Raw genomic sequence first — 20,254 nt, 5'->3', positions numbered from 1 at the left:
GTCGACAGGAAAACGCATGAAGCCAAAACAAGCGGACATTCTCCGCCACGCCAGCGCGCTGTTTAATCGCGAAGGATATCAGTCCCCCAGCATTGAGCGGATTGCTGAGCATGCCGGCATCTCCAAAATGACCTTCTACCGCTACTATGCCGATAAAGAGGCGCTCATTCTGGCTATCCTCCGGCAAAAAGAGAGCGAGTTTATGCAGGATCTGACGCAGATCACCGCGGATAAAGCCACCGCGCGGGAGAAGTTGTTCGCCGTGTTCGACTACTATCAGTGCTGGTTGACCTGCGAAACGTTCCACGGCTGCATGTTCACCCGCGCGCTGTTCGAATATGGCGCGTCATCGCCGGCGATCCGGGAGCAGTGCTCCCGGTTCAAGTCGCGCCTGTGGCAGTTTTTCCGCGATATCCTGACTCTGGTATTAAAACCAGAGCCTGCCGAACGGGTCGCTATGATGATGGTGATGCTCATCGATGGCGCCATCGCCGCCCAGCAGGCCGAGTCCGCCGAATGCCGGGAGATCCCGCCGGGGACGACCGCCTGGAGCGCGGCCAAAGCGCTTATTTACTCAGAAGGCGGTACGCTGTGAGATGATGCGCTGCCGTCCAGCGACTGCAGCGCCGCCAGCAGGCCATCATAGTAATCGTTGCAGGTTTGCAGGCGCAGCGCGGCGCCAAAGTAGACCTCCTCCATCGCCGCCGGATGTTTTTTGCCAATCGGCACAATCACATTGTTCAGCCAACCGTCCGCATGGCCGATATCGACCGTGATATGTTCGGCATAGTAATGCACGTCGCGATCGGAAAGCCCAATCCGCCGACAGCCCGCCACCAGTTTTTCATACTGCGGCGGGTCGAGCAGTTCGGTCATCGCCATCACCCCCAGTGATTTGTAGTAATGCTGACGATTTACGCCGCCGACCATAAAGGCGTTATACCCGGCCAGCCCCTGCCACTCGTACAGATGGGCGAAATGATTGTCCGGTAAGGCGATATTCCGCCGCTTCAGTAAATCCTTATACAGATTGACGTGGGTGATCTCAGTGCTGCCCTGACCTATCTCATCCCACAGATTCTGCGCAATCTCGGCGCGGGTTTCCGGCAACGAGCCCACCAGCCCCATCGCCACCAGATCGAAGAAAAGCAGATTCAGCGCGCTGTCGCTTTTGAAGAAATAGTCGATCTGCGCGGCGGAGGCCTCGCTGGCAAGGAAATCGAACAGCGGATGATGAGACGCCGGGTGCTGCTGGCATAGAGCGCGCAGTTCGTCGACGATATTGCCGGCATTGAGCACCGGTCTCTGGCGATGGAAACGTTTGCTTTCCGCCCGCAGCCACTCAGACTCAATGTAATTTCGGATCCCGGAGAGCAGCGGATGAAACTGATTGGCAGCCGCCGGCGAGAGCGGGTCGGCAAGCCAGGACTGATAGAGGATGAACAGCGCATGGTGCGCGCGCTTTTTGGCCTGCGGGTCGTCAGCAGAGAAGGCGCGGATGCAGGTATTCTCAGCCAGATGCCAGGCTCTGTCGGCGACCTGCGGATTGGCCGTCAGCTTCAGCGACAGCGCGTTACTGTGCAGAAGCTGGTCAATTAACTCATCCAGCGCCAGCCTGGCCATCACCGCGGTTTGGTCACGACCAATGACCCCATTGTCGGTATTACGCATGAATTTATCCCTGTGAAATGCATGGCGACTATACGGTATAGTACCGCTCACAATGCGGCAACGTAAATTTCATTCATATTACTAACATTCTGTTTGTTAAAAAATTTAAACAAAACAAACAAAAACCACTAAAATATTATTGATATTATAAAAATAATAACGTTACCATCAAGTACAGTGACAAACGACACAAGGAATCACTATGCCCTATCTGTTACTGACGCTGGCCGCCCTGTTCTGGGGGGGGAATTACGTTGTCGGTCACGTGCTGGTTCAGGGCGTGGATCCGATCCTGATGACCGAAGCGCGGTGGGCGCTGACGGCGCTGCTGCTGGGCCTGCTCTACCGCCGGCAGATTGCCGACAGTCGTCACCTGCTGCAGGAAAACGCCCCGGCGGTGCTGGTGCTCACCCTGTGCGGTCAGGTCAGTTTCCCGCTCACGCTCTATATCGGTCTGCAAACTACCTCCGCCCTCAACGCCGCCATCTATATGTCCGCCACGCCGAGCATGGTGCTGCTGATTAACCGGCTGATTTTTCGCGACCCGGTATCGGCCCGCAACTGGCTGGGGGTGGTCTTCAGCACTCTTGGCGTGATGATCCTCTTATTCCAGGGGAATCCGCTGCATGCCGCCTCGCTGCATACTTTTTCCGTCGGCGATTTGTGGGCGATGGGTTCGGCGCTGAGCTGGGCGCTCTATTGTTCGCTGTTACGTCTGAAGGACCGCCGCATCCCGGCGAATGGCTTTGTCGCCGTCAGCTCGCTGCTCGGCGCCCTGCTCCTGCTACCAATCGTCGCCTTCTGGCTGATGCGCCACCCGGCGCAGGACTGGACCGCCTGGCGCGAGCCGTTTTTCCTTAGCGGTCTGGCTTATCTGGTGATTTTCCCGTCGTGGCTGGCCTATCTTTTCTGGAATAAAGGTATCGCTACGATTGGCGCCACGCGGGGGGAAATTTACACCCATATCATCCCGCTCTCCGGCGGGGTGTTGAGCATCCTCTTCCTGCATACCCAGCCCCATGCCTGGCACCTGTTCAGCGCGCTGTTCATTATGCTGGGGATTGGCATCTGCTCGCTGGAGAAACGCCAGGCGGCGACGGTTCGCCTGCGCGGTTAGCTTGTCTGCCGGGCGTCTGACAACGCCCGGCGTCAGCACTTAACGGCTGGTGGAGAGCGGCTGGTGAGGCGCCGTCCCGGCAGGTTGCGCCACCCGGCCCTCACGGCCAAAGAAGGTCAGAATGGTAATGACGATCGCCACCGTCCCGGCCACCAGGGCCATCGCCAGGCCGTAGTTATGCCCGTGGTGCTGGGCAATGGAGGCCTGCAGGGTGGCATTCACCGAGGCCAGCAGATTCCCCAACTGATAGACGAAGCCGGGCAGCACTGCCCGGGTGTTGGCCGGAACCAGTTCGTTGAGCCAGGTAGGGATCACCCCCCAGGCGCCCTGCACCATAAACTGCATCAGAAACGCCCCGGCCCCCAGCGCCAGCGAGCCGCTGGCGAAAGCCCACAGCGGGATCACCGGCAGCGCCAGCAGGGCGGCGCTCATAATCGCTTTGCGCCGGCCAATCTTCTCCGACAGCGAGCCGAAGAAAACCCCGCCGATGATCGAGGCGATGTTGTAGCACACCGCGATAATGCTGACCGTTTTAGGCTCGAAGCCATGCTGGACTTTCAAAAAGACCGGGTAGAGATCCTGCGTCCCGTGGGAGAAGAAGTTAAAGGCCGCCATCAGCACCACCAGGTACAGGCACAGCTTCCAGTGGCTACGCAACACCGGCAGCAGAGCCGTGCTCGCTTTACTCTGCCGTGCCGCCAGCCAGACCGGGGACTCCTCGACGCAGAAATAGATAAACGGCAACAGCAGCACTGGGGCGGCGCCAATGACAAACATCCCGCGCCAGCTGAGCTGTGTAAACAACAGCCCGTAGGCCACGGCCGCCAGCAGATAGCCGAAAGGATACCCCGCCTGGAACAGACCGGACATCAGGCCGCGCGAGCGGTCAGGGATCGTCTCCATCGCCAGCGACGAAGCCACGCCCCAGATCCCGCCCATCGCCACGCCGTACAGTACCCGCAGCAGAAAAAACAGCATCAACGACGGCGCCGCGGCGGAGAGCAGCTCAAAGGCGGAGAAGAAAACGATGTTGAGCATCAGGATCGGTTTGCGGCCAAACTTTTCCGCCGCCCTGCCGAAGATCAGCGCGCCGACAGGCCGCACGGCAAGGGTCAGCAGAATCGCCAGGGTGACCTCTTCAAGGTCGACGTGAAACGAGTGGGCGATATCGCTCAGTAAAAAAACCAACAGGAAAAAGTCGAAAGCATCGAGCGTCCAGCTTAAAAAACTGGCGATCGCCGCGTTGCGCTGTCGTGAAGTCCAGCCGTGCATCTTGTCATCCCTATCCCGACGGCGTTGCCGGGAGCTTGCGCGGCGTCCGGCAGAGCAGGCTGGTGCCACCGCTTGTGTAAATTGTTTGTATAGAAAGTTGCTCTTTTGTTAATTACACCCCTTTTCCAGCCGTCGGCAAGTTTATTAGCACGCTAATTTGTTTCAAATTGCGTGCGACGGCCCACCGGTTCGCTAATTTTCGACCAGAATTAAGGACAGGCTGGCTTCAGTGCACTGCCCCAGATGCCGCATCCACCCACAGGAAGGGAGAGAATCATGAAGAGAATCGCCATCGTCGGCGCCGGGCCGACGGGGATTTACACCTTGTATGAACTGGTGAAGCGTGGTGAGCCGCTATCGATCGCGCTGTTTGAAAAAGAGGCGCAGGCCGGGGTGGGTATGCCCTATAGCGACGATAATACCGCGGCGCAGATGCTGGCCAATATTGCCAGCATTGAGATCCCCCCTATTGACCTGACCTATCTGCAATGGCTGCAGCAGCAGAGCGACGACTGGCTGGCGGCGCGCGGTCTTGAACGGCAGGCTCTGCATGAGCGCCAGTTTCTGCCGCGGGTGATCCTCGGCGAGTACTACCGCGACCGCTTTCTATATCTTGTGCAACGGGCCAGAGACGCCGGCTTCGTGGTGAGCGTCTGCGAGTCCTGTGAGGTCACAGATATTGCGGTGCAGCCCGTCGGGATCGCCATCCACACCGACGGCGCGGCACAGCCGGTAATGGTCGATCTGGTGGTGATTGCCACCGGCCATTTGTGGCCTGAAGAAGAACGCGCCAGCCGGCAGTACTTCCCCAGTCCGTGGACCGGCCTGATGGAGGCCCGCATCGCCCCCTGTCGGGTCGGGATCCTCGGGACCTCCTTAAGCGCGATTGATGCCGCCGTGGCGGTGGTGGCCCGCCACGGCGTTTTCCATACTGAGCACGACAAAACCACCCATTTTTCCCTGCATCCCGGCAGCGACGCGCTGGAGATCACGCTGATGTCACGTAACGGCGTGCTGCCGGAGGCCGATTTTTACTGCCCGATCCCGTGGGAGCCGCTGGAGATAGCCACCCCCGCCGCCCTTGAGGCGGCCGTCGCTGAGGGCTGCGACGGCCTGCTGGATCGGGTGTTCCAGCTGATCGTCCATGAGCTGGAATATGCCGCCCCGGCATGGTGCGAGGCGACGGGGCTGCGCCAGCTGACGCCTGACAGCATCGCCGACGCCTGGTTTGCTGATCGTCTCACCCATGACCCCTTCCAGTGGGCGCAGCACAATCTGCAGGAGGTGGAGCGCAATAAGCGTGAGCGCCACACGGTGCCCTGGCGCTATGCCATTCTCCGCCTGCACGAGGCGATTGAAACCGTGGTGCCGCAGCTCAACGACGAGGACAGCCGTCGCTTCCGCCAGGGGCTCGCCCGCGTGTTTATTGATAACTACGCCGCGATCCCGCCGGAGTCCATTCGCCGGCTGCTGGCTCTGCACCGGGCGGGCATTCTGCGAATTGTGGCGCTGGGTGAGGATTACGAGCTGCAGCGCGAGTCTGACCGGACGCTGATTGTCCATCATCAGCAGCGCTGTGAATTCGATGTCTTTATCGATGCCCGCGGACAGAAAGCATTGAAAACCCGTGATCTGCCCTTTCCTTCACTGCGCCAGCAGCTGCTGGCCTGCGGCGACGCTATTCCTGACGTTGGCGATGACTACACGCTGCAGGCGCCGGAGGCCGTGCGCGGCCGGGTCGCCTTCGGCGCTCTTCCCTGGCTGATGCACGATCGCCCCTTTGTCCAGGGGCTGACGGCCAGCGCCGAGATTGGCAGCGCAATGGCCCGCGCGGTCTCCCAGCAGGCAACTGGCCGGCGGCGTCGTCTCTGGTTTATCGAATAGCAGGACGTTTAAACGCAATATCCGAATAAAGGGGGGCCAGCAGGCGTGCTATAAACAGTGGCTGTTCGCCCCCGTGCAAGACCACGTCTAACATTTACGAGGTACTCATGAGTCATCTTTTTAGCGCGACGCGTATTGGTCAGTTGACGCTGGATAACCGTATCGTTATCGCCCCCATGTGTCAGTATTCTGCCGACGAGGGGAAGGCAACCTCCTGGCACCGGATCCACCTCGGGCAGCTGGCGTTCTCCGGCGCCGGCCTGTTAATTCTGGAAGCCACGGCAGTAGAGCCGGCGGGACGTATCTCGCCTGGGGATCTGGGGCTATGGGATGATGAAACCGAAAACGCCCTGCGTGCCGTGGTGGAGGATATCCGGGCCTGGTCACCGATCCGTCTGGGGATCCAGCTGGGGCATGCCGGGCGCAAGGCCTCCTGCGCAGCCCCCTGGCAGGGTGGCCATCAGCTGGCGCTCAACCAGGGCGGCTGGCAAACCGTCGCCCCCTCCGCGGTGGCGTTTCACGACGGCGACCGCGCCCCGGCCGAGCTGAGCCATGCCGATCTGGCACGCATCAAAGCGGCCTTTGTCGCCAGCGCGTTGCGCGCCCAACGCCTGGGCTTTGAGCTGATTGAGCTGCACGCCGCTCACGGCTATCTGCTGCACCAGTTTCTTTCACCGCTCAGCAATCAGCGCCGTGACGAGTATGGCGGTTCGCTGGAAAACCGAATGCGCTATCCGCTGGAAGTGTTTAAGGCAATCCGCGAGGCGGTGGGCAACGCCATGGCGGTGGGCATCAGGTTGTCGGCTACCGACTGGGTTGAAGGTGGTTGGGACGGCGAGCAGTCCATTCAGTTCAGCCAGCAGCTGGAAGCGCTGGGCAGCGACTATATCCATGTCTCCAGCGGCGGTTTGTCGCCGCTGCAGGCCATCACCGTCGGGCCGGGCTACCAGTTGCCTTTCGCCCGCGACATTCGCGAGCAGGTAGCCATCCCGGTGATTGGCGTAGGGCTGATCACCGACCCGCAGCAGGCGGAAGCGGCGCTGGAGAATGGCGATGCCGACCTGATCGCCCTCGCCCGCGCCGTGCTCTACGATCCGCACTGGCCATGGCACGCTGCCGCCAGCCTCGGCGCCCAGGTTCACGTTCCTTCGCAATATCTGCGCTCCGAGCCACACGGCCTGAAAGGCACCCTGCTGCCAAACCGTTGAACCCGCGGCGGGCATAAAAAAGGGGTATCGTAAGATACCCCTCAGCAGGATGTTATTGCGGTCCATATGCCGGGCGGCGTCGCCTTGCCCGGCCTACAAAAGGGTGATGCCCGGTCATTGCGCAGCCAACCCGCCCCCTGCGTAGGCCCGCGCAAGCGCAGCGCCGCCGGGCAATCTATCAGGCTCCGCTCCCTATATTTCCGGGCGACGGCCCGGCAAACACCGCGAGTTACTGCTGGGCGGGCGGTGGCGTGGTGTTCTGTTTATCCTTCGCGATACTGTCCTGAATGGCTTTGGTTTTGCTCGCCGCTTCCGCCGAAAGCTGATTGGCATCACCGATGGCGTTGTCTTTAATCTGACCCGCCTCTTTGACTATGCGGTCACTTTCCTGCTTTGCGTTCTGCTTCACCGCATCGGCCTGGGCTTTCGCCTGCTGGGCGATGGCATCCGCTTTCTTGTCCGCCTCCGCCTTGATGGCGCTGGCCTGATCCTTCAGACGATCGGCCTCGGCGTCGGCCTGGCTTTTCAGCGTATCAATTTGCTTATCCGCATCCTGCTTAATCGCCTGGGCTTTGTCCGCCGCGGCATCCTTCATCTGCTCCGCATTATCTTTGGCCTTATCCAGTTTGTTATCCACTTTCGACGCATCGTCGCAGCCAAACAGGGTCAGGCACAGGGCGGAAGCAAGCAGTGTTTTATTCCAGAGTTTCATCAGCATTCCCTTACAGGTTGAGTCATTATCCAGCCTTGTGATTTATTGCCTTAATAGCATTCACATTTTATATATAAACGCTCAGCCAGCAGAGTCAAGGCGACACCGGTCGATCCAGCGTCGCCACCAGCCCCTGCAGCCACTCGGCAAACACCCGCACCTTATGCGAGAGATGCCGGTGCGGATAGAGCAGCGACAGTGGCCGACGCGGCGCCGGGAAGTCCGGCAGAATTTCTACCAGCTCCCCACTGTCGATATAGGGTTGTAGAAAGAATCGCATTCCCTGCAGCATGCCCAGCCCTGCCAGCCCGGCGGCGGTAAAAACTTCTGAGTTGTCCAGCACCAGTTTACCGGGGATGGCGATCTGCCTGATGCCCTCCGGGGTCTGGAATCGCCAGGGCATAATCTGTCGGCTGCTGCTGTTTACCCAGTTCACCGCCAGGTGCGACTGCAGTTCCTCCAGCGTGGCGGGCGCTCCATAGCGAGCCAGATACGCAGGACTCGCGCAGGTGGTTAACGCCACCTCCCCCAGCGAGCGCGCCACATAGTCGCCATCCTCCAGATCCCCCACCCGCAGCAGACAATCCAGCCCATCGCGCAGCATATCCCGGCGCACATCGGAGCTACTGAGGACAATTTCCACCTCCGGATGGGCCTGATAAAAATCCGCCAGATGCGGGATCACCAGCAGCCGCGCAAAAGCGATTGGCATATCGACGCGTAGCTGGCCGCGGATCGGCCGGTCCGGCGCGAACGACTCCAGCAGATCGTCGGCCTGGGAGAGCAGCGGTTTACTGCGACGATAAAACTCTTCTCCTTCCGGCGTGAGATACAGGCGGCGGGTGGTGCGCTGCAGCAACCTGACACCGCTCTCCCGCTCCAGCTGCTGCAGCGCTTTGGTCACCGCCGGCCGGTGGATCTGCAAATTTTCCGCCGCCTGGGCAAAGCTGCCGGCGTCGACGATTTCAATAAAGATTTTAATATTTTCAAACAGATTCATCTGCATAACGGCCCGCTCCCCGTCTCTTCGTCTGCCTCAATTATTACCAATTTAATAACAGTGATGAAAGTTTTTGCTCATTTTTAAAAACAATAAAGGCGCCTACACTGCCCTCATTGCCGCATCGCTGGGGCGAAGAAATTGATAACTCATTAACGAACAAGGAAAAATATCATGCAAACTAACCGTGTGGCCCGCATTTTGGGTATTGAAAAACCAGTAGTCCAGGGCCCGCTCTCCTGGCTGACCGATGCTCGTCTGGTGGCGGCCGTCGGCAACGCCGGTGGTCTCGGGGTGCTGGGCCCGAACGCCGGCCTGACGGCGGCAACCGCCGTCTCCACGCCGGAGGCGACGGCAGAGAAAATGCGCGAAGAGATCCGCAAAACCAAACAGCTGACTGAGAAACCCTTTGGCGTCAACCTGATCCCGACGGCGGAAAACGACATCTGGACGCCGGCGATCCTGCCGGTGATCAAAGAGGAAGGCGTTAAGGTGGTGGTCTACACCGGCTACGGAGACGGTTCGTTAAAACCGGCGCTGTTCAATGAGCTGAAAACCGCCGGGATCACCATTATCTACCGCGATATTAACCCGACGCCGGAGAACAGCCGTCGCGCGGAGCAGGCCGGAGCGGACATCATCGTCGCCACCGGCTTTGACGAAGGCGGCACGCTGCCGGGTACCGCCCTCGGGACCTTCACCATCGTCCCGCTGATCGTTGACGCCGTTCAGCGGGTACCGGTCATGGCCGCGGGGGGCATCACCGACGCCCGGGGCGCGCGCGCCGCTCATGCCCTGGGGGCGGAGGGCGTCTTCGCCGGTTCGGTATTCATCAGCACCGTTGAAAGTCGCGTTCCCGAATCGGTGAAAGCGAAAATTCTCGCCGCCAACGGCCTGGATCTGCGGCTGTTTCGCACGCTGCCGGACTACTACCGCGCCCTGCCTGGCAAACTGAGCGACAAGCTGGTGGCCATGGACCGGGCCGGAGCCTCAAAGGCCGAGCTGGCCCAGGCGATGGGCGGTCTGCGCGGAATGCGGCTGGGCATGCTGGAGGGGAATACCGATGAGGGGTATATCTCGCTGGGGGCGGGGATCGGCAACATCCATGCCATCGCCTCCGTCGCCGAGGTAGTCAACCAGCTGGCGGTGTGAAACCGCCAGCCGGGGCTCGGCAACGGGCGCGATCAGGCGTCAGCTACCTTCTCTACCGCCCAGGAGAACGCATCGATAGCCAGCCCGACGTCGGCGGCGGTGACCGACTCCGCCGGGTGATGGCTGACGCCCCCCAGGCAGCGCACAAACAGCATGGCCGATGGCCAGCGCTCGGCGATGGCGATGGCGTCATGCCCTGCTCCGCTCGGCAGCGTCAGTGAACGCCCCTGCACCGCCGTCACCGCCTCGCTCAGCACCGCCTGCAGTTGAATGTCGCAGGCGGTGGCGGCGATACGGTAATACTCCTCGGCGGTGAAGCTCAGCTGGCGGCGCCCGGCAATGGCCTGCGCCTGCGCCAGCAGCTCTTCCAGCAGCGCCGCAAGCGGTGCATCCTGCGGGCCGCGAATATCCAGCGTCAGCTGCACCTCGCCCGGAATCACGTTCACCGCGCCCGGCGCACAGCGCAGGGTGCCGACCGTCGCCACCAGGTTGCCGCCGCGCTGCCGGGTCAGGCTTTCCACCTGCACCATCCATTCCGCCGCCGCGGCGAGCGCGTCCTTACGATGAAGCATCGGCACCGTGCCGGCATGGCCGGCTTCGCCGGTAAAGCGGCAGGTCAGGCGGCGGGCGCCGTTAATCGCCTCCACCACGCCGAGCGCCAGACCCGCCTGCTCCAGGCACGGCCCCTGCTCGATATGCAGTTCGAGATAGGCGGCGATATCCTGCGGGTTGCGGGCGGCATGGGCGATCCGCGCCGGATCGAGTCCGGCATTCACCAGCGCCTGGGCGACGCTCACCCCGTCGGCATCGCACTGTGACAGCCAGCTTTCGGGCCAGGTGCCGGTAACGCCGCGGCTGCCGAGCAGGGTGATGCCGAAGCGGGTGCCCTCTTCATCGCCAAAGCCGACGATCTCGATAGCCTTCGCCAGCCGTCGCCCCTGCTGGTGCAGACGCTGGACCACCTCAATCGCCGCCAGTACGCCCAGCATGCCGTCGTAGCGCCCGGCGTTGCGCACGGTGTCGAGATGAGAGCCCAGCAGCACCGCCGGCGCGCCCTCCTGCACGCCTTCATAGCGACCGCAGATATTACCGACGCTGTCCTGCCATACCATCATGCCGGCGGCCTGCATCCACTGGCCCACCAGCTGGTTGGCCTGCAGATGCTCCGGCGACAGATAGACCCGGGTCAGGGCGTCGGCGGTTTCGCTGAGGGCGGCCAGCTGGTCGGCGCGCGCCATCACCCGGCTGGCGGCCGCCTCTCTCTCCGCCAGCTGGCGGACGGTATCACTCATAGGGTGGCCTCGTTGCGGTAGTGATCCCAGGCCGCCTGCATCGCCGCGCCCTGGGTGGTGGTGAACTTGAGGTAGTTCAGCACCGCCTCCAGCGCGCTGAGCGTCTGCATCACACAGTCTTTACGTGCGTTATAGCCCATGGTGCCAATGCGCCAGACTTTACCGTGCAGCGGGCCGAACGAGGTGCCAATCTCAATGCCGAAATCTTCCAGCATCAGCTTCCGCACCTGATCGCCGTTGATCCCGTTGGGGATCACCACCCCCAGCACGTTATTCATTTTGTGCCGCAGGTCGCCAAAGGTCTCGAGCCCCATCGCCTGGATCCCTTTCAGCAGCGCATCGCCGTGCAGCTTGTGGCGGGCGATGCCGTTGTCGAGTCCCTCCTGAAGGATCAGGCGCGCGCACTCCCGGGCGGCGAACAGCGCCGAGGTCGCTTCGGTATGGTGGTTAAGGCGCTCCGGCCCCCAGTAATCCATCACCATGCCGAGATCGAAATAGTTGGAGTAGATCATCTCGTCGACGCCATCGTGGTGGGCATCGGTGCGGATCCCCTGCTCAATGCAGCGGCGGCGGCGGATGACCTCTTCCATCCGTGGGCTGAGGGTGATGGGCGAGGTGCCGGAGGGGCCGCCCAGGCACTTCTGCATCCCGGCGGACACCGCGTCCAGCTGCCAGGCGTCGGTTTCCAGCGGGTTGCCGCCGAGCGACGCGGTGGCGTCGGTATAGAACAGCACATCGTGGCGACGACAAATCTCTCCCAGCTCCGCCAGCGGCTGCAGCATGGTGGTCGAGGTATCGCCCTGCACGGTGAGCAGCAGGCGCGGTCGCACGCGCTTGATCGCGTCTTCAACCTGGTCCGGGGTAAAGACTTCCCCCCACGGCACCTCGATGGTGTGTACTTCTGCCCGGCAGCGGCGCGCAATCTCGCACAGCAGATGACCAAACCGGCCGAACACCGGCACCAGCACCTTGTCACCCGGCCGGATCGCCGACACCAGAATCGCTTCGATACCGGCGCGGGAGGTGCCGTCCACCAGCATCGTCCAGCGGTTTTCGGTGCGAAATACGCCGCGGTACAGCGCCATCACTTCATTCATGTAGTGGGTCATCGCCGGATCGTACTGACCCACCAGCTGGCTCGCCATGGCGCGCAGCACGCGCGGGTCGGCGTTGATCGGCCCCGGGCCCATCAGCAGGCGCTGCGGCGGGTTAATTTGCGAAAACTGAGTGATATCCATCTGCCATTCCTTACGTTAGTTAAGACCGCGCACCGAGGAGATAAACTGTTTCAGTTCGGTTGTCTGCGGACTGGCGAACAGCGTTTTGCTGTCGCCCTGCTCCCAGACGCGCCCCTGATGCATAAACACCACGCGGTCGCCCACTTCGCGGGCAAAATTCATTTCATGGGTGACGAGGATCAGCGTCATGCCTTCCGCCGCCAGCTGCTCCAGCACCTTCAGCACTTCGCCCACCAGTTCCGGGTCAAGCGCCGAAGTGATTTCGTCACAGAGTAAAACTTTTGGCGACATCGCCAGCGCCCGGGCGATGGCCACGCGCTGCTGCTGGCCGCCGGAGAGGTTGGCCGGATAGTAATCCAGACGATCGCCAAGACCGACCTTCTCCAGCATCCGCTGCGCCAGCTCGCGACATTCGGCCTGAGACTTCTTCAGCACCCGCCGCGGGGCCAGCATGACGTTCTCCAGCGCCGTCATGTGCGGAAAGAGATTAAAGTTCTGAAACACCATGCCGATGGAGCGGCTGATCTCCCGGGCCTGGGAATCGCGGTCGGTGATGGTCATGCCCCCGAGCTTGATGCTCCCCTCCTGGTACCCCTCCAGACCATTGATGCAGCGCAGCAGGGTGCTTTTGCCCGAGCCGCTGCGGCCGATGATCGAGATCACTTCCCCCATGTCGATATCCAGATCGACGCCCTTCAGCACATGGTTGTCGCCGTAGTACTTCTGCATCTGATTAATGGTGATGAGAGGCATTGAATTTGTTCTCCAGATAACGGCTGTAGCGGGACAGCGGATAGCACAGAATGAAATAGCCCAGCGCCACCAGGGCAAACACTTTAAACGGCTGGTAAGTGACGTTGGTCAGCATGGTTCCTGCCTTGGTCAGCTCCACAAAGCCGATAATCGATGCCAGCGCCGTGCCTTTGATCACCTGCACGGCGAACCCCACCGTTGGCGCGATGGCGATGCGCAGCGCCTGCGGCGCCACCACCCGGTACAGGGTCTGGCCGAAGCTCAGCCCGAGACAGCGCGAGGCTTCCCACTGGCCTTTCGGCAGCGCGCGAATGCTGCCGAACCAGATATCCAGCAGAAAGGCGCTGGTATAAAGCGTCAGAGCCACCGACGCCGCGGTCCATGCCGAGACGTCGATGCCGAACAGCGCCACGCCGAAAAATGCCAGAAACAGCTGCATCAGCAGCGGCGTCCCCTGAAACAGTTCGACGTAGCCGCGGATCAGCCGTTTCACCTGCCGTCCGCCGGTCAGGCGCAGCAGCAGCAGCGGTAAGGTCACCAGCGCCCCGCCGGTGAACGCGACCAGCGACAGCAGCACCGTCCAGCGACCGGCCAGCAGCAGGTTGCGGATAATGTCCCAGTCGGTAAAGGTGGTCATCATGCCTGCCCCCCCAGCCATTTACGCCCCGCCGCCATCAGCAGCTGGCGCATCGCTATCGATAACGCTAAGTAGATCCCGGTGGTCACCAGATAGACCTCAAAGCTCAAAAAAGTCCGCGACTGGATCAGGTTGGCGGCGAAGGTCAGCTCCTCATAGGAGACCTGCGACACCACCGACGAGCCGAGCATCACGATGATGCACTGGCTAACCAGCGCCGGATAAATCCGCTGCAGCGCCGGGGGCAGTACCACGCGAACGAAAGTTTGCGTCCGGCTGAGCCCGAGCACGCGTCCGGCCTCCCACTGGCCTTTCGGCGTCACCTGGATGCCGGCGCGCACGATCTCGGTGCTGTAAGCCCCAAGATTAACCACCATCGCCAGCAGCGCCGCTTCGCCGGCGGTCATCTTCAGACCCAGGTTCGGTAAACCAAAAACGATAAAAAAGAGCTGCACCACGAACGGCGTGTTACGGATGATTTCCACATATCCGCCCCAGATCCGGCTGAGGACGCCCGGGCGGCCGCTGCGGATCGCCGCCCCGAGGATCCCAATCGCCAGTCCGCCGATCGTCGCCAGCACCGTCAGCTGCACCGTCACCCACAGACCGGCCAGCAGCTCCGGCCAGTGCGGCCAGAGCTCAGAAAAATGAAGTTGCTCCGTCATCCACAGACCTTACGCGCCGAGGCTGGCAGGCAGCGGCGCTTTCAGCCACTTCTCAGACAAACCGTTGAGGGTGCCGTCCTTAATGCCCTGCTCGATCAGGGTATCCACTTTCTCCTTCAGCGCCGGTTCGTTCTTTTTCAGCCCGATAAAGCACGGCGAGTCCTTCAGCATAAAGCTCGGCACCGGCGCTTTGTCAGCGTTCTGCCGGGAGATGGCCGCCACCACCAGGTTACCGGTGGCGACATACTGCACCTGGCCCGACAGATAGGCCGACAGCGTGGTGTTATTGTCCTCGTAGCGCTTAATCTGCGCCGCCTGCGGCGCCACGCTGGTCAGCACCATATCTTCCACCGCCCCACGGGTCACGCCGATGCTTTTACCGCTCAGCGCGGCCGCGTCCTTCAGCTCCGCCCCTTTCGGGCCAAACACCCCGAGGAAGAACGGGGCGTAGGCGCGGCTGAAGTCGATCACTTTCTCGCGCTCGGCGTTCTTGCCGAGGCTGGAGATCACCAGGTCCACCTTATCGGTCTGCAGATACGGCACGCGGTTGGCGCTGGTCACCGGGACCAGCTGCAGCTTGAGCTTCATCGACTTCGCCAGATAGCGCGCCATATCGATGTCATACCCCTGCGGCTGCAGGTCAGTCCCCACCGAGCCGAACGGCGGAAAATCCTGGGGCACGGCAATGCGGATGACGCCGCGTTTTTCAATATCCTGGAGCTGGTCAGCCTGCGCGGCAGAAACAGACGAAAGGAGACAAGCGGCCCCGGCCAGTGCGATCAACAGTTTCTTCATGATGTTTACCCGTTACGTTAGCATGAAACAAAAGATTCTTTGAATCTGTTTTTGCAACTAATGTGCCAGATACGGTCGATGCGCGGGTTGGCGAGGAATTTAAGCTAAAAGTGAGAAAGGACAGGCAGTAAGGAGCCGAAGAACAAAAAACGACGGCGCCAGAACGCGGAACAATATGCACCATATTGATGCACAGCACCACGCTGGCGCCCCATCAGCGTTGTTCCAGCTCGTCCAGCTGCTGGTAAAGCGTAGCGATATCGTGGATGCGCGGACGACCGCTATCGAGCGTTTCGTGCAGAAAGGCATTGGCCAGCAGATTGATCAGGCTGTTGACCGAGGCATAGCTGTCGTAAGCCGAGACGCTGTCCAACGGCGCGCAGAGCTGCCAGCGGGAGAGCGGGAACAGACTGTGGGCCTGCGGCTCGCACATTAACAGGACCGGCACACCATCTCGCTGCAGCTGCTGCAGGAGCGGGCGGACGATCCGCGGCCGCCGGCGAAATGCCATCATCACCACCAGATCATCGGCGGTCAGATCGACCAGCTCTTCGCTGAGGCTCTGCCCAGGCTGGGGCAGCACCAGCACCTGACCGCGGGCCTGCAGCAGCTGCTGGCGCAGGTGCAGCGCCGCCGGATAGGCATTGCGCATGCCAATCACCACAATACGACGCGCGGCCACCATCGCCGTCAGCGCCTCGGCAAACTGGCGCGCGTCAAGGGCGTTGACCCATTGGGTGAGGTTCGCCATCTCCTGCTTATAATGACGCGCCAGCAGCGTGTTACCCTGCACCGCGTCGCGCTGATCAGTCAGCGGCATCCCGCTCTGGCGCAGGGTGCGCAGTTCATCGCGCATGTCCTTATATTTGTCATAGCCCAGGCGCTTGAACAGCCGGCTGACGGTGGCTTTCGATACACCGCTCAGCTGCGCCAGCTCGGCGCTGTTGTAGCTTATCAGGTCATCAAAGTGGTCAAAGATGAAATCAGCCACCCGCTGTTCCTGCGGCGACAGCGAGGCGTATTGCCCTTTCAGTCGTTCATCGAGTTGTTGCATAGCGCCCCTGTAACTTTCGTTTCATCATCCATCCCTCATCATACTGTATCTGCTATGCCTTACACATAGCGTGCCAGCGGGAAAATTCTGATCATTGTTTTTATCAATGAAACGAAACGTTCAGAGCTGGAACAGCTTTTGCAGTGTTCTGCGGGTGATTCGTTCAGAAAGGATAATTTATGCACAGTAGCAACGTTTCGACCCACGGCATGGCGGTCGCTCCCCACCACCTCGCCAGCCAGAGCGCGCTGGCCATCTTGCGCGAGAGCGGCAGCGCCATTGAAGCGATGGTGGCTGCCGCCGCGGCCATCGCCGTCGTCTACCCCCACATGAACGGCCTGGGTGGGGATGGTTTCTGGCTGATCGTGCCGCCTGAGGGAGACCCCATCGCCATTGACGCCAGCGGTGCGGCCGGGTCGCTGGCCACCCTCGCGGCCTATGCCGGGCAGCGGCATATCCCCCACCGGGGGCCGCAGGCCGCGCTGACCGTCGCCGGCACCGTCAGCGGCTGGGACGAGGCGCTGCGGATTTCACGGGACTTAACCGGCCGCGCGCTGCCGGTGGCGCGCCTGCTGGCCGATGCGATCGGTTATGCCGAAGACGGCATTCCGGTCACCGCCTCGCAGGCCCATGCCACCGCCAGCAAACTGGAAGAGCTGCGCCATCAGCCAGGCTTCAGCGAAACCTGGCTGATGGCGGGCGAGCCCCCCCGGACCGGCAGCCGCTTTCGCCAGCCCGCCCTCGCCGGTACCCTGCGCATGCTGGCCAGCGACGGTCTCGACAGTTTCTATCGCGGTCCGCTGGCTGAACGTCTCGCCCAGGGGATGGCCGCGCTGGGGATGCCCGTCACCCTCGGCGACCTGCAGGCCCACCGCGCCCGGCGTCCGGCGCCGCTGACCCTTCAGCACCGGCAGGGCACGCTGTGGAACCTCGCCCCGCCCACACAGGGGCTGGTGTCGCTGGCGATCCTCGGCATCACCGACCGTCTGAACATGGCCGACGCCGACGAGGCGCAAACGGTGCACCGTATCGTCGAAGCCACCAAGCGGGCGTTTGCCCTGCGCGATGCGCATATCACCGATCCGCGCCATCTGGATGTGGATGTTCAGGCGTTGCTCACCCCGGAAGCCCTGCAGCCGCTGGCCGACAGCATCGACGACGCCAGCGCTTCTCCCTGGGGCGGCGGCAAAGGACCGGGCGATACCGTCTGGATGGGCGTCGTGGATAACAGCGGGCTGGCGGTGTCATTCATTCAGAGCATCTATCACGAGTTTGGCAGCGGCGTGGTGATCCCGGACACCGGGATCGTCTGGCAAAACCGCGGGGCGGCCTTCAGCCTCGATCCGCAGCATCTCCTGGCGCTGGCCCCTGGCAAACAGCCGTTCCATACCCTCAACCCCGCCGCGGCGCGCCTGAACGATGGCCGGGTGATGGTCTATGGCTCGATGGGCGGCGACGGTCAGCCGCAGACCCAGGCCGCGCTGTTTACCCGCTATATCCTGCAGGGGGCGCCGCTGCAGGAGAGCATCTCCCGTCCGCGCTGGCTGCTGGGCCGCACCTGGGGCCAGTCCTCGGATTCACTGAAGCTGGAGGGACGCTTTGCCCCCGCCTGCATCGCGCGTCTGCGCGATCTGGGGCACGAGGTGGAAGTGCTGGCCGATTTCAGCGAGGCGATGGGCCACGCCGGGGCCATTGTCCGCCATCCCAATGGCCTGCTTGAAGGGGCTACCGATCCACGCAGCAACGGCGCCGCCGCCGGATACTAAGGAGCAGACCATGACCACACAGCCAGACTGGAGCGAGTATCTGACGCAGATGACCCACCTGTTGCGCCTGGAGCTGGAGGCGCCGCGCCGTGAGGAGCTGGAGCGCCAGTTTTCCCGTATCGCCGCCATGGCGCAGCCGCTGATGGACTATCCCCTCGGGCCGCGCGACGACATTGCGGGGGTGTATAAAGCATGACACTTCACCATTTCACCATCGCCGAGATCCAGCGTGCGCTGCACGATGGCGAACTGAGCGCCCGGGAGATCGCCTGCCAGACGCTGGACGATATCGCCCGCGTTAATCCGCAGATCAACGCCTGGACCGAGGTCACCGCCCAGCGCATGCTGGCGGAGGCCGACAGCATCGACGCCCTGCGCCGGGAAAAGCGCCCCTTGCCGCCGCTGGCGGGCATTCCCTACGCGGTGAAAAATCTGTTTGATGTCGCCGGGCACACCACCCTCGCCGGGGCGGAGCTGCTGAGCGGCCGGCCGCCGGCCGCCAGCGACAGCTGGGCGGTGCGCCAGCTGCACAGCGCCGGCGCCCTGCTCAGCGGGATGCTCAATATGGATGCCTACGCCTATGGCTTCACCACCGAAAACAGCCACTATGGCGCGACGCGCAACCCGCACGATCTGTCGCGGATCGCCGGCGGATCCTCCGGCGGTTCGGCCGCAGCGGTGGCCGCCGGGCTGGTCCATTTCAGCCTCGGCAGCGACACCAACGGCTCGATCCGCGTCCCCGCGTCGCTGTGCGGGATCTTTGGCCTGAAACCCACTTTCGGCCGCCTCTCCCGCTCCGGCAGCCATCCGTTTGTCGCCAGTCTGGATCATATTGGTCCCTTTGCCCGCCGGGTGGCCGACCTCGCCGCGGTGTATGACGCCCTGCAGGGGCGCGACCCGGCCGATGACTTTCAGGCCGATAAAGCCAGCGAGCGCACCGGCAACCTGCTGGATCGGGAGCTGGAGGGTCTGCGCTGCGCGCGGCTGGGGGGCTATTTCACCACCTGGTGCGATGACGACGCCCGGGCGGCCGTGGATCGGGTCGCCCACGCGCTGGGCGCCGACAGCGAGCTGCAGTTCGCGGATGCCGCCCTGGCACGCTCGGCGGCTTTTATCATCAGCGCCAGCGAAGGCGGCAATCAATATCTGCCGGATCTTCGCCAGTCGCCCGAGCGCTTTGAACCCCACTCCCGCGAGCGGCTGCTGGCCGGGGCGATGATCCCCTCGGCGTGGTATCTGCAGGCCCAGCGCTTCCGCCGTCATGCCCGTCAGGCGATGAAATCCCTGTTCAGTCAGGCCGACGTGCTGATCGCCCCGGCCACCCCATGCAGCGCTACGCCGATTGGCGCCGAGGAGATGGTGATTAACGGCCAGCCGCTGCCGGTGCGCGCCAGCATGGGTATGCTGACCCAGCCGATCTCCTTCCTCGGGCTGCCGGTGGTGACCGTGCCCCTGCGTACCGCCAGCGGCAAGCCGATTGGCCTGCAGCTGATAGCCGCGCCGTTTAACGAACAAGCCTGTCTTCGCGCCGCGCGAGCGCTGGAAGCGATGGGCGTTACCGATGCCCGAGTGGCGGAGAGTGCAGCATGATCAATCTGGACAATGTAGACCGCCCGGCGATCCTCGCCGAGGTGACGGCGGCGTTTTATCAGTATGAAGAGGCGCTGGTCAGCAATAACATCGAGGCGCTGGACGCGTTGTTCTGGCACGATCCGCGCACCGTGCGGCTGGGGGCCGGCGAAAATCTGTATGGCATTGAGGCGATCCGCGCCTTTCGCGCCGCCCGCCCCGCCGCCGGTCTGGCCCGCGACCTGCGCCATACCACCATCACCACCTTTGGCGCGGACATGGCGGTATGCAGCACCGAGTTTACCCGCGAAGGCAGCGCGCGCCTTGGGCGTCAGCAGCAAACGTGGGTGCGCTTTCCCTACGGCTGGCGGATTGTCGCCGCCCAGGTCAGTCTGATGGACTGAGAGGCATACACTGACGCGGGCCGGGGGAATGTGGCTATCCACCGGCCCGCACCCGCCCGGTATCA

Annotated in this window: 20 protein-coding genes; 9 read left to right on the top strand and 11 right to left on the bottom strand. The window is 62.4% G+C overall.

What is annotated here, in order from left to right; translation table 11 throughout:
* Nucleotides 1-16: 16 nt before the first annotated feature.
* Nucleotides 17-595: a TetR/AcrR family transcriptional regulator gene (locus ABLV64_RS02760; protein WP_004205853.1), complete on the top strand. Its 579-nt coding sequence runs from the start codon at nucleotides 17-19 to the stop codon at nucleotides 593-595.
* Here the strand turns inward: ABLV64_RS02760 and ABLV64_RS02755 are convergent.
* Nucleotides 571-1,671: an iron-containing redox enzyme family protein gene (locus ABLV64_RS02755; protein WP_130944717.1), complete on the bottom strand. Its 1,101-nt coding sequence runs from the start codon at nucleotides 1,669-1,671 to the stop codon at nucleotides 571-573. The two genes, ABLV64_RS02760 and ABLV64_RS02755, sit on opposite strands and share 25 nt — an antisense overlap.
* Before the next feature lie 202 nt (nucleotides 1,672-1,873).
* On the opposite strand from ABLV64_RS02755, the gene ABLV64_RS02750 reads away from it, so the two are divergent.
* Nucleotides 1,874-2,788, top strand: a complete 915-nt coding sequence (locus ABLV64_RS02750) for a DMT family transporter (RefSeq protein ID WP_017900280.1) — start codon at nucleotides 1,874-1,876, stop codon at nucleotides 2,786-2,788.
* Between the two features lie 39 nt (nucleotides 2,789-2,827).
* Here ABLV64_RS02750 and ABLV64_RS02745 read toward each other — a convergent pair whose 3' ends face one another.
* Nucleotides 2,828-4,060: an MFS transporter gene (locus ABLV64_RS02745; protein WP_348842947.1), complete on the bottom strand. Its 1,233-nt coding sequence runs from the start codon at nucleotides 4,058-4,060 to the stop codon at nucleotides 2,828-2,830.
* A 276-nt stretch (nucleotides 4,061-4,336) separates the two neighbouring features.
* On the opposite strand from ABLV64_RS02745, the gene ABLV64_RS02740 reads away from it, so the two are divergent.
* Both ABLV64_RS02740 and ABLV64_RS02735 read left to right on the top strand, forming a co-directional pair.
* A complete protein-coding gene (locus ABLV64_RS02740) occupies nucleotides 4,337-5,944 on the top strand; it encodes an FAD-NAD(P)-binding protein (RefSeq protein ID WP_100050858.1) in 1,608 nt (535 codons plus the stop codon).
* A gap of 107 nt (nucleotides 5,945-6,051) precedes the next feature.
* Complete coding sequence (locus ABLV64_RS02735; RefSeq protein WP_217324877.1) at nucleotides 6,052-7,152, top strand: NADH:flavin oxidoreductase/NADH oxidase; 1,101 nt, start codon at nucleotides 6,052-6,054, stop codon at nucleotides 7,150-7,152.
* A 229-nt stretch (nucleotides 7,153-7,381) separates the two neighbouring features.
* Here the strand turns inward: ABLV64_RS02735 and ABLV64_RS02730 are convergent, their stop codons facing one another.
* Nucleotides 7,382-7,870 carry a hypothetical protein gene (locus ABLV64_RS02730; RefSeq protein ID WP_004205841.1) on the bottom strand — a complete coding sequence of 163 codons (489 nt, stop codon included), beginning with the start codon at nucleotides 7,868-7,870 and terminating at the stop codon, nucleotides 7,382-7,384.
* 88 nt (nucleotides 7,871-7,958) lie between these two features.
* Nucleotides 7,959-8,864 carry a LysR family transcriptional regulator gene (locus ABLV64_RS02725; RefSeq protein WP_072206860.1) on the bottom strand — a complete coding sequence of 302 codons (906 nt, stop codon included), beginning with the start codon at nucleotides 8,862-8,864 and terminating at the stop codon, nucleotides 7,959-7,961.
* Nucleotides 8,865-9,038: 174 nt separating this feature from the next.
* Between ABLV64_RS02725 and ABLV64_RS02720 the strand changes: the two genes are divergently transcribed.
* Entirely contained in the window at nucleotides 9,039-10,016 is a 978-nt protein-coding gene (locus tag ABLV64_RS02720) for a nitronate monooxygenase (RefSeq protein WP_217324876.1), read from the top strand.
* A 32-nt stretch (nucleotides 10,017-10,048) separates the two neighbouring features.
* Here the strand turns inward: ABLV64_RS02720 and hpxK are convergent, their stop codons facing one another.
* The 7 genes from hpxK to hpxU all read right to left on the bottom strand — a co-directional run bounded on the left by hpxK (nucleotide 10,049) and on the right by hpxU (nucleotide 16,450).
* Nucleotides 10,049-11,308 carry an allantoate amidohydrolase gene (gene hpxK, locus ABLV64_RS02715; protein WP_217324875.1) on the bottom strand — a complete coding sequence of 420 codons (1,260 nt, stop codon included), beginning with the start codon at nucleotides 11,306-11,308 and terminating at the stop codon, nucleotides 10,049-10,051.
* Nucleotides 11,305-12,546: an alanine--glyoxylate aminotransferase family protein gene (locus ABLV64_RS02710; RefSeq protein WP_043519588.1), complete on the bottom strand. Its 1,242-nt coding sequence runs from the start codon at nucleotides 12,544-12,546 to the stop codon at nucleotides 11,305-11,307. Before ABLV64_RS02710 ends, hpxK begins: the two co-directional genes overlap by 4 nt.
* Before the next feature lie 15 nt (nucleotides 12,547-12,561).
* Nucleotides 12,562-13,299: an amino acid ABC transporter ATP-binding protein gene (locus ABLV64_RS02705; protein ID WP_002905293.1), complete on the bottom strand. Its 738-nt coding sequence runs from the start codon at nucleotides 13,297-13,299 to the stop codon at nucleotides 12,562-12,564.
* Nucleotides 13,280-13,936: an amino acid ABC transporter permease gene (locus tag ABLV64_RS02700; RefSeq protein ID WP_002905295.1), complete on the bottom strand. Its 657-nt coding sequence runs from the start codon at nucleotides 13,934-13,936 to the stop codon at nucleotides 13,280-13,282. The genes ABLV64_RS02705 and ABLV64_RS02700 overlap by 20 nt, the downstream gene beginning before the upstream one ends.
* Nucleotides 13,936-14,601, bottom strand: a complete 666-nt coding sequence (locus ABLV64_RS02695; RefSeq protein ID WP_099441758.1) for an amino acid ABC transporter permease — start codon at nucleotides 14,599-14,601, stop codon at nucleotides 13,936-13,938. The genes ABLV64_RS02700 and ABLV64_RS02695 overlap by 1 nt, the downstream gene beginning before the upstream one ends.
* A 9-nt stretch (nucleotides 14,602-14,610) precedes the next feature.
* Nucleotides 14,611-15,396: a transporter substrate-binding domain-containing protein gene (locus ABLV64_RS02690; RefSeq protein WP_012968181.1), complete on the bottom strand. Its 786-nt coding sequence runs from the start codon at nucleotides 15,394-15,396 to the stop codon at nucleotides 14,611-14,613.
* 214 nt (nucleotides 15,397-15,610) lie between these two features.
* The gene (gene hpxU / locus ABLV64_RS02685) at nucleotides 15,611-16,450 is read right to left on the bottom strand and encodes a MurR/RpiR family transcriptional regulator HpxU (protein WP_004176115.1); all 840 of its coding nucleotides are present in this window, start codon (nucleotides 16,448-16,450) and stop codon (nucleotides 15,611-15,613) included.
* A gap of 179 nt (nucleotides 16,451-16,629) precedes the next feature.
* Between hpxU and hpxW the strand changes: the two genes are divergently transcribed.
* The 4 genes from hpxW to hpxZ are packed head-to-tail and all read left to right on the top strand — an operon-like array spanning nucleotide 16,630 to nucleotide 20,189.
* Nucleotides 16,630-18,216: an oxamate amidohydrolase gene (gene hpxW / locus ABLV64_RS02680; RefSeq protein ID WP_217324872.1), complete on the top strand. Its 1,587-nt coding sequence runs from the start codon at nucleotides 16,630-16,632 to the stop codon at nucleotides 18,214-18,216.
* A 10-nt stretch (nucleotides 18,217-18,226) separates the two neighbouring features.
* A complete protein-coding gene (hpxX, locus tag ABLV64_RS02675; protein ID WP_002905357.1) occupies nucleotides 18,227-18,412 on the top strand; it encodes an oxalurate catabolism protein HpxX in 186 nt (61 codons plus the stop codon).
* Complete coding sequence (locus tag ABLV64_RS02670) at nucleotides 18,409-19,806, top strand: AtzE family amidohydrolase (RefSeq protein WP_004151874.1); 1,398 nt, start codon at nucleotides 18,409-18,411, stop codon at nucleotides 19,804-19,806. The genes hpxX and ABLV64_RS02670 overlap by 4 nt, the downstream gene beginning before the upstream one ends.
* Nucleotides 19,803-20,189 carry an oxalurate catabolism protein HpxZ gene (gene hpxZ, locus ABLV64_RS02665; RefSeq protein ID WP_002905421.1) on the top strand — a complete coding sequence of 129 codons (387 nt, stop codon included), beginning with the start codon at nucleotides 19,803-19,805 and terminating at the stop codon, nucleotides 20,187-20,189. Before ABLV64_RS02670 ends, hpxZ begins: the two co-directional genes overlap by 4 nt.
* Nucleotides 20,190-20,254 lie beyond the last annotated feature (65 nt).

Origin of the sequence: Klebsiella sp. JB_Kp031, from assembly GCF_040064295.1 — a bacterium.
Taxonomy (GTDB): Bacteria; Pseudomonadota; Gammaproteobacteria; order Enterobacterales; family Enterobacteriaceae; genus Klebsiella; species Klebsiella quasipneumoniae.
Note: the sequence above shows the minus strand (reverse complement) of the source record. Positions and strands in the feature narration are given on the sequence as shown.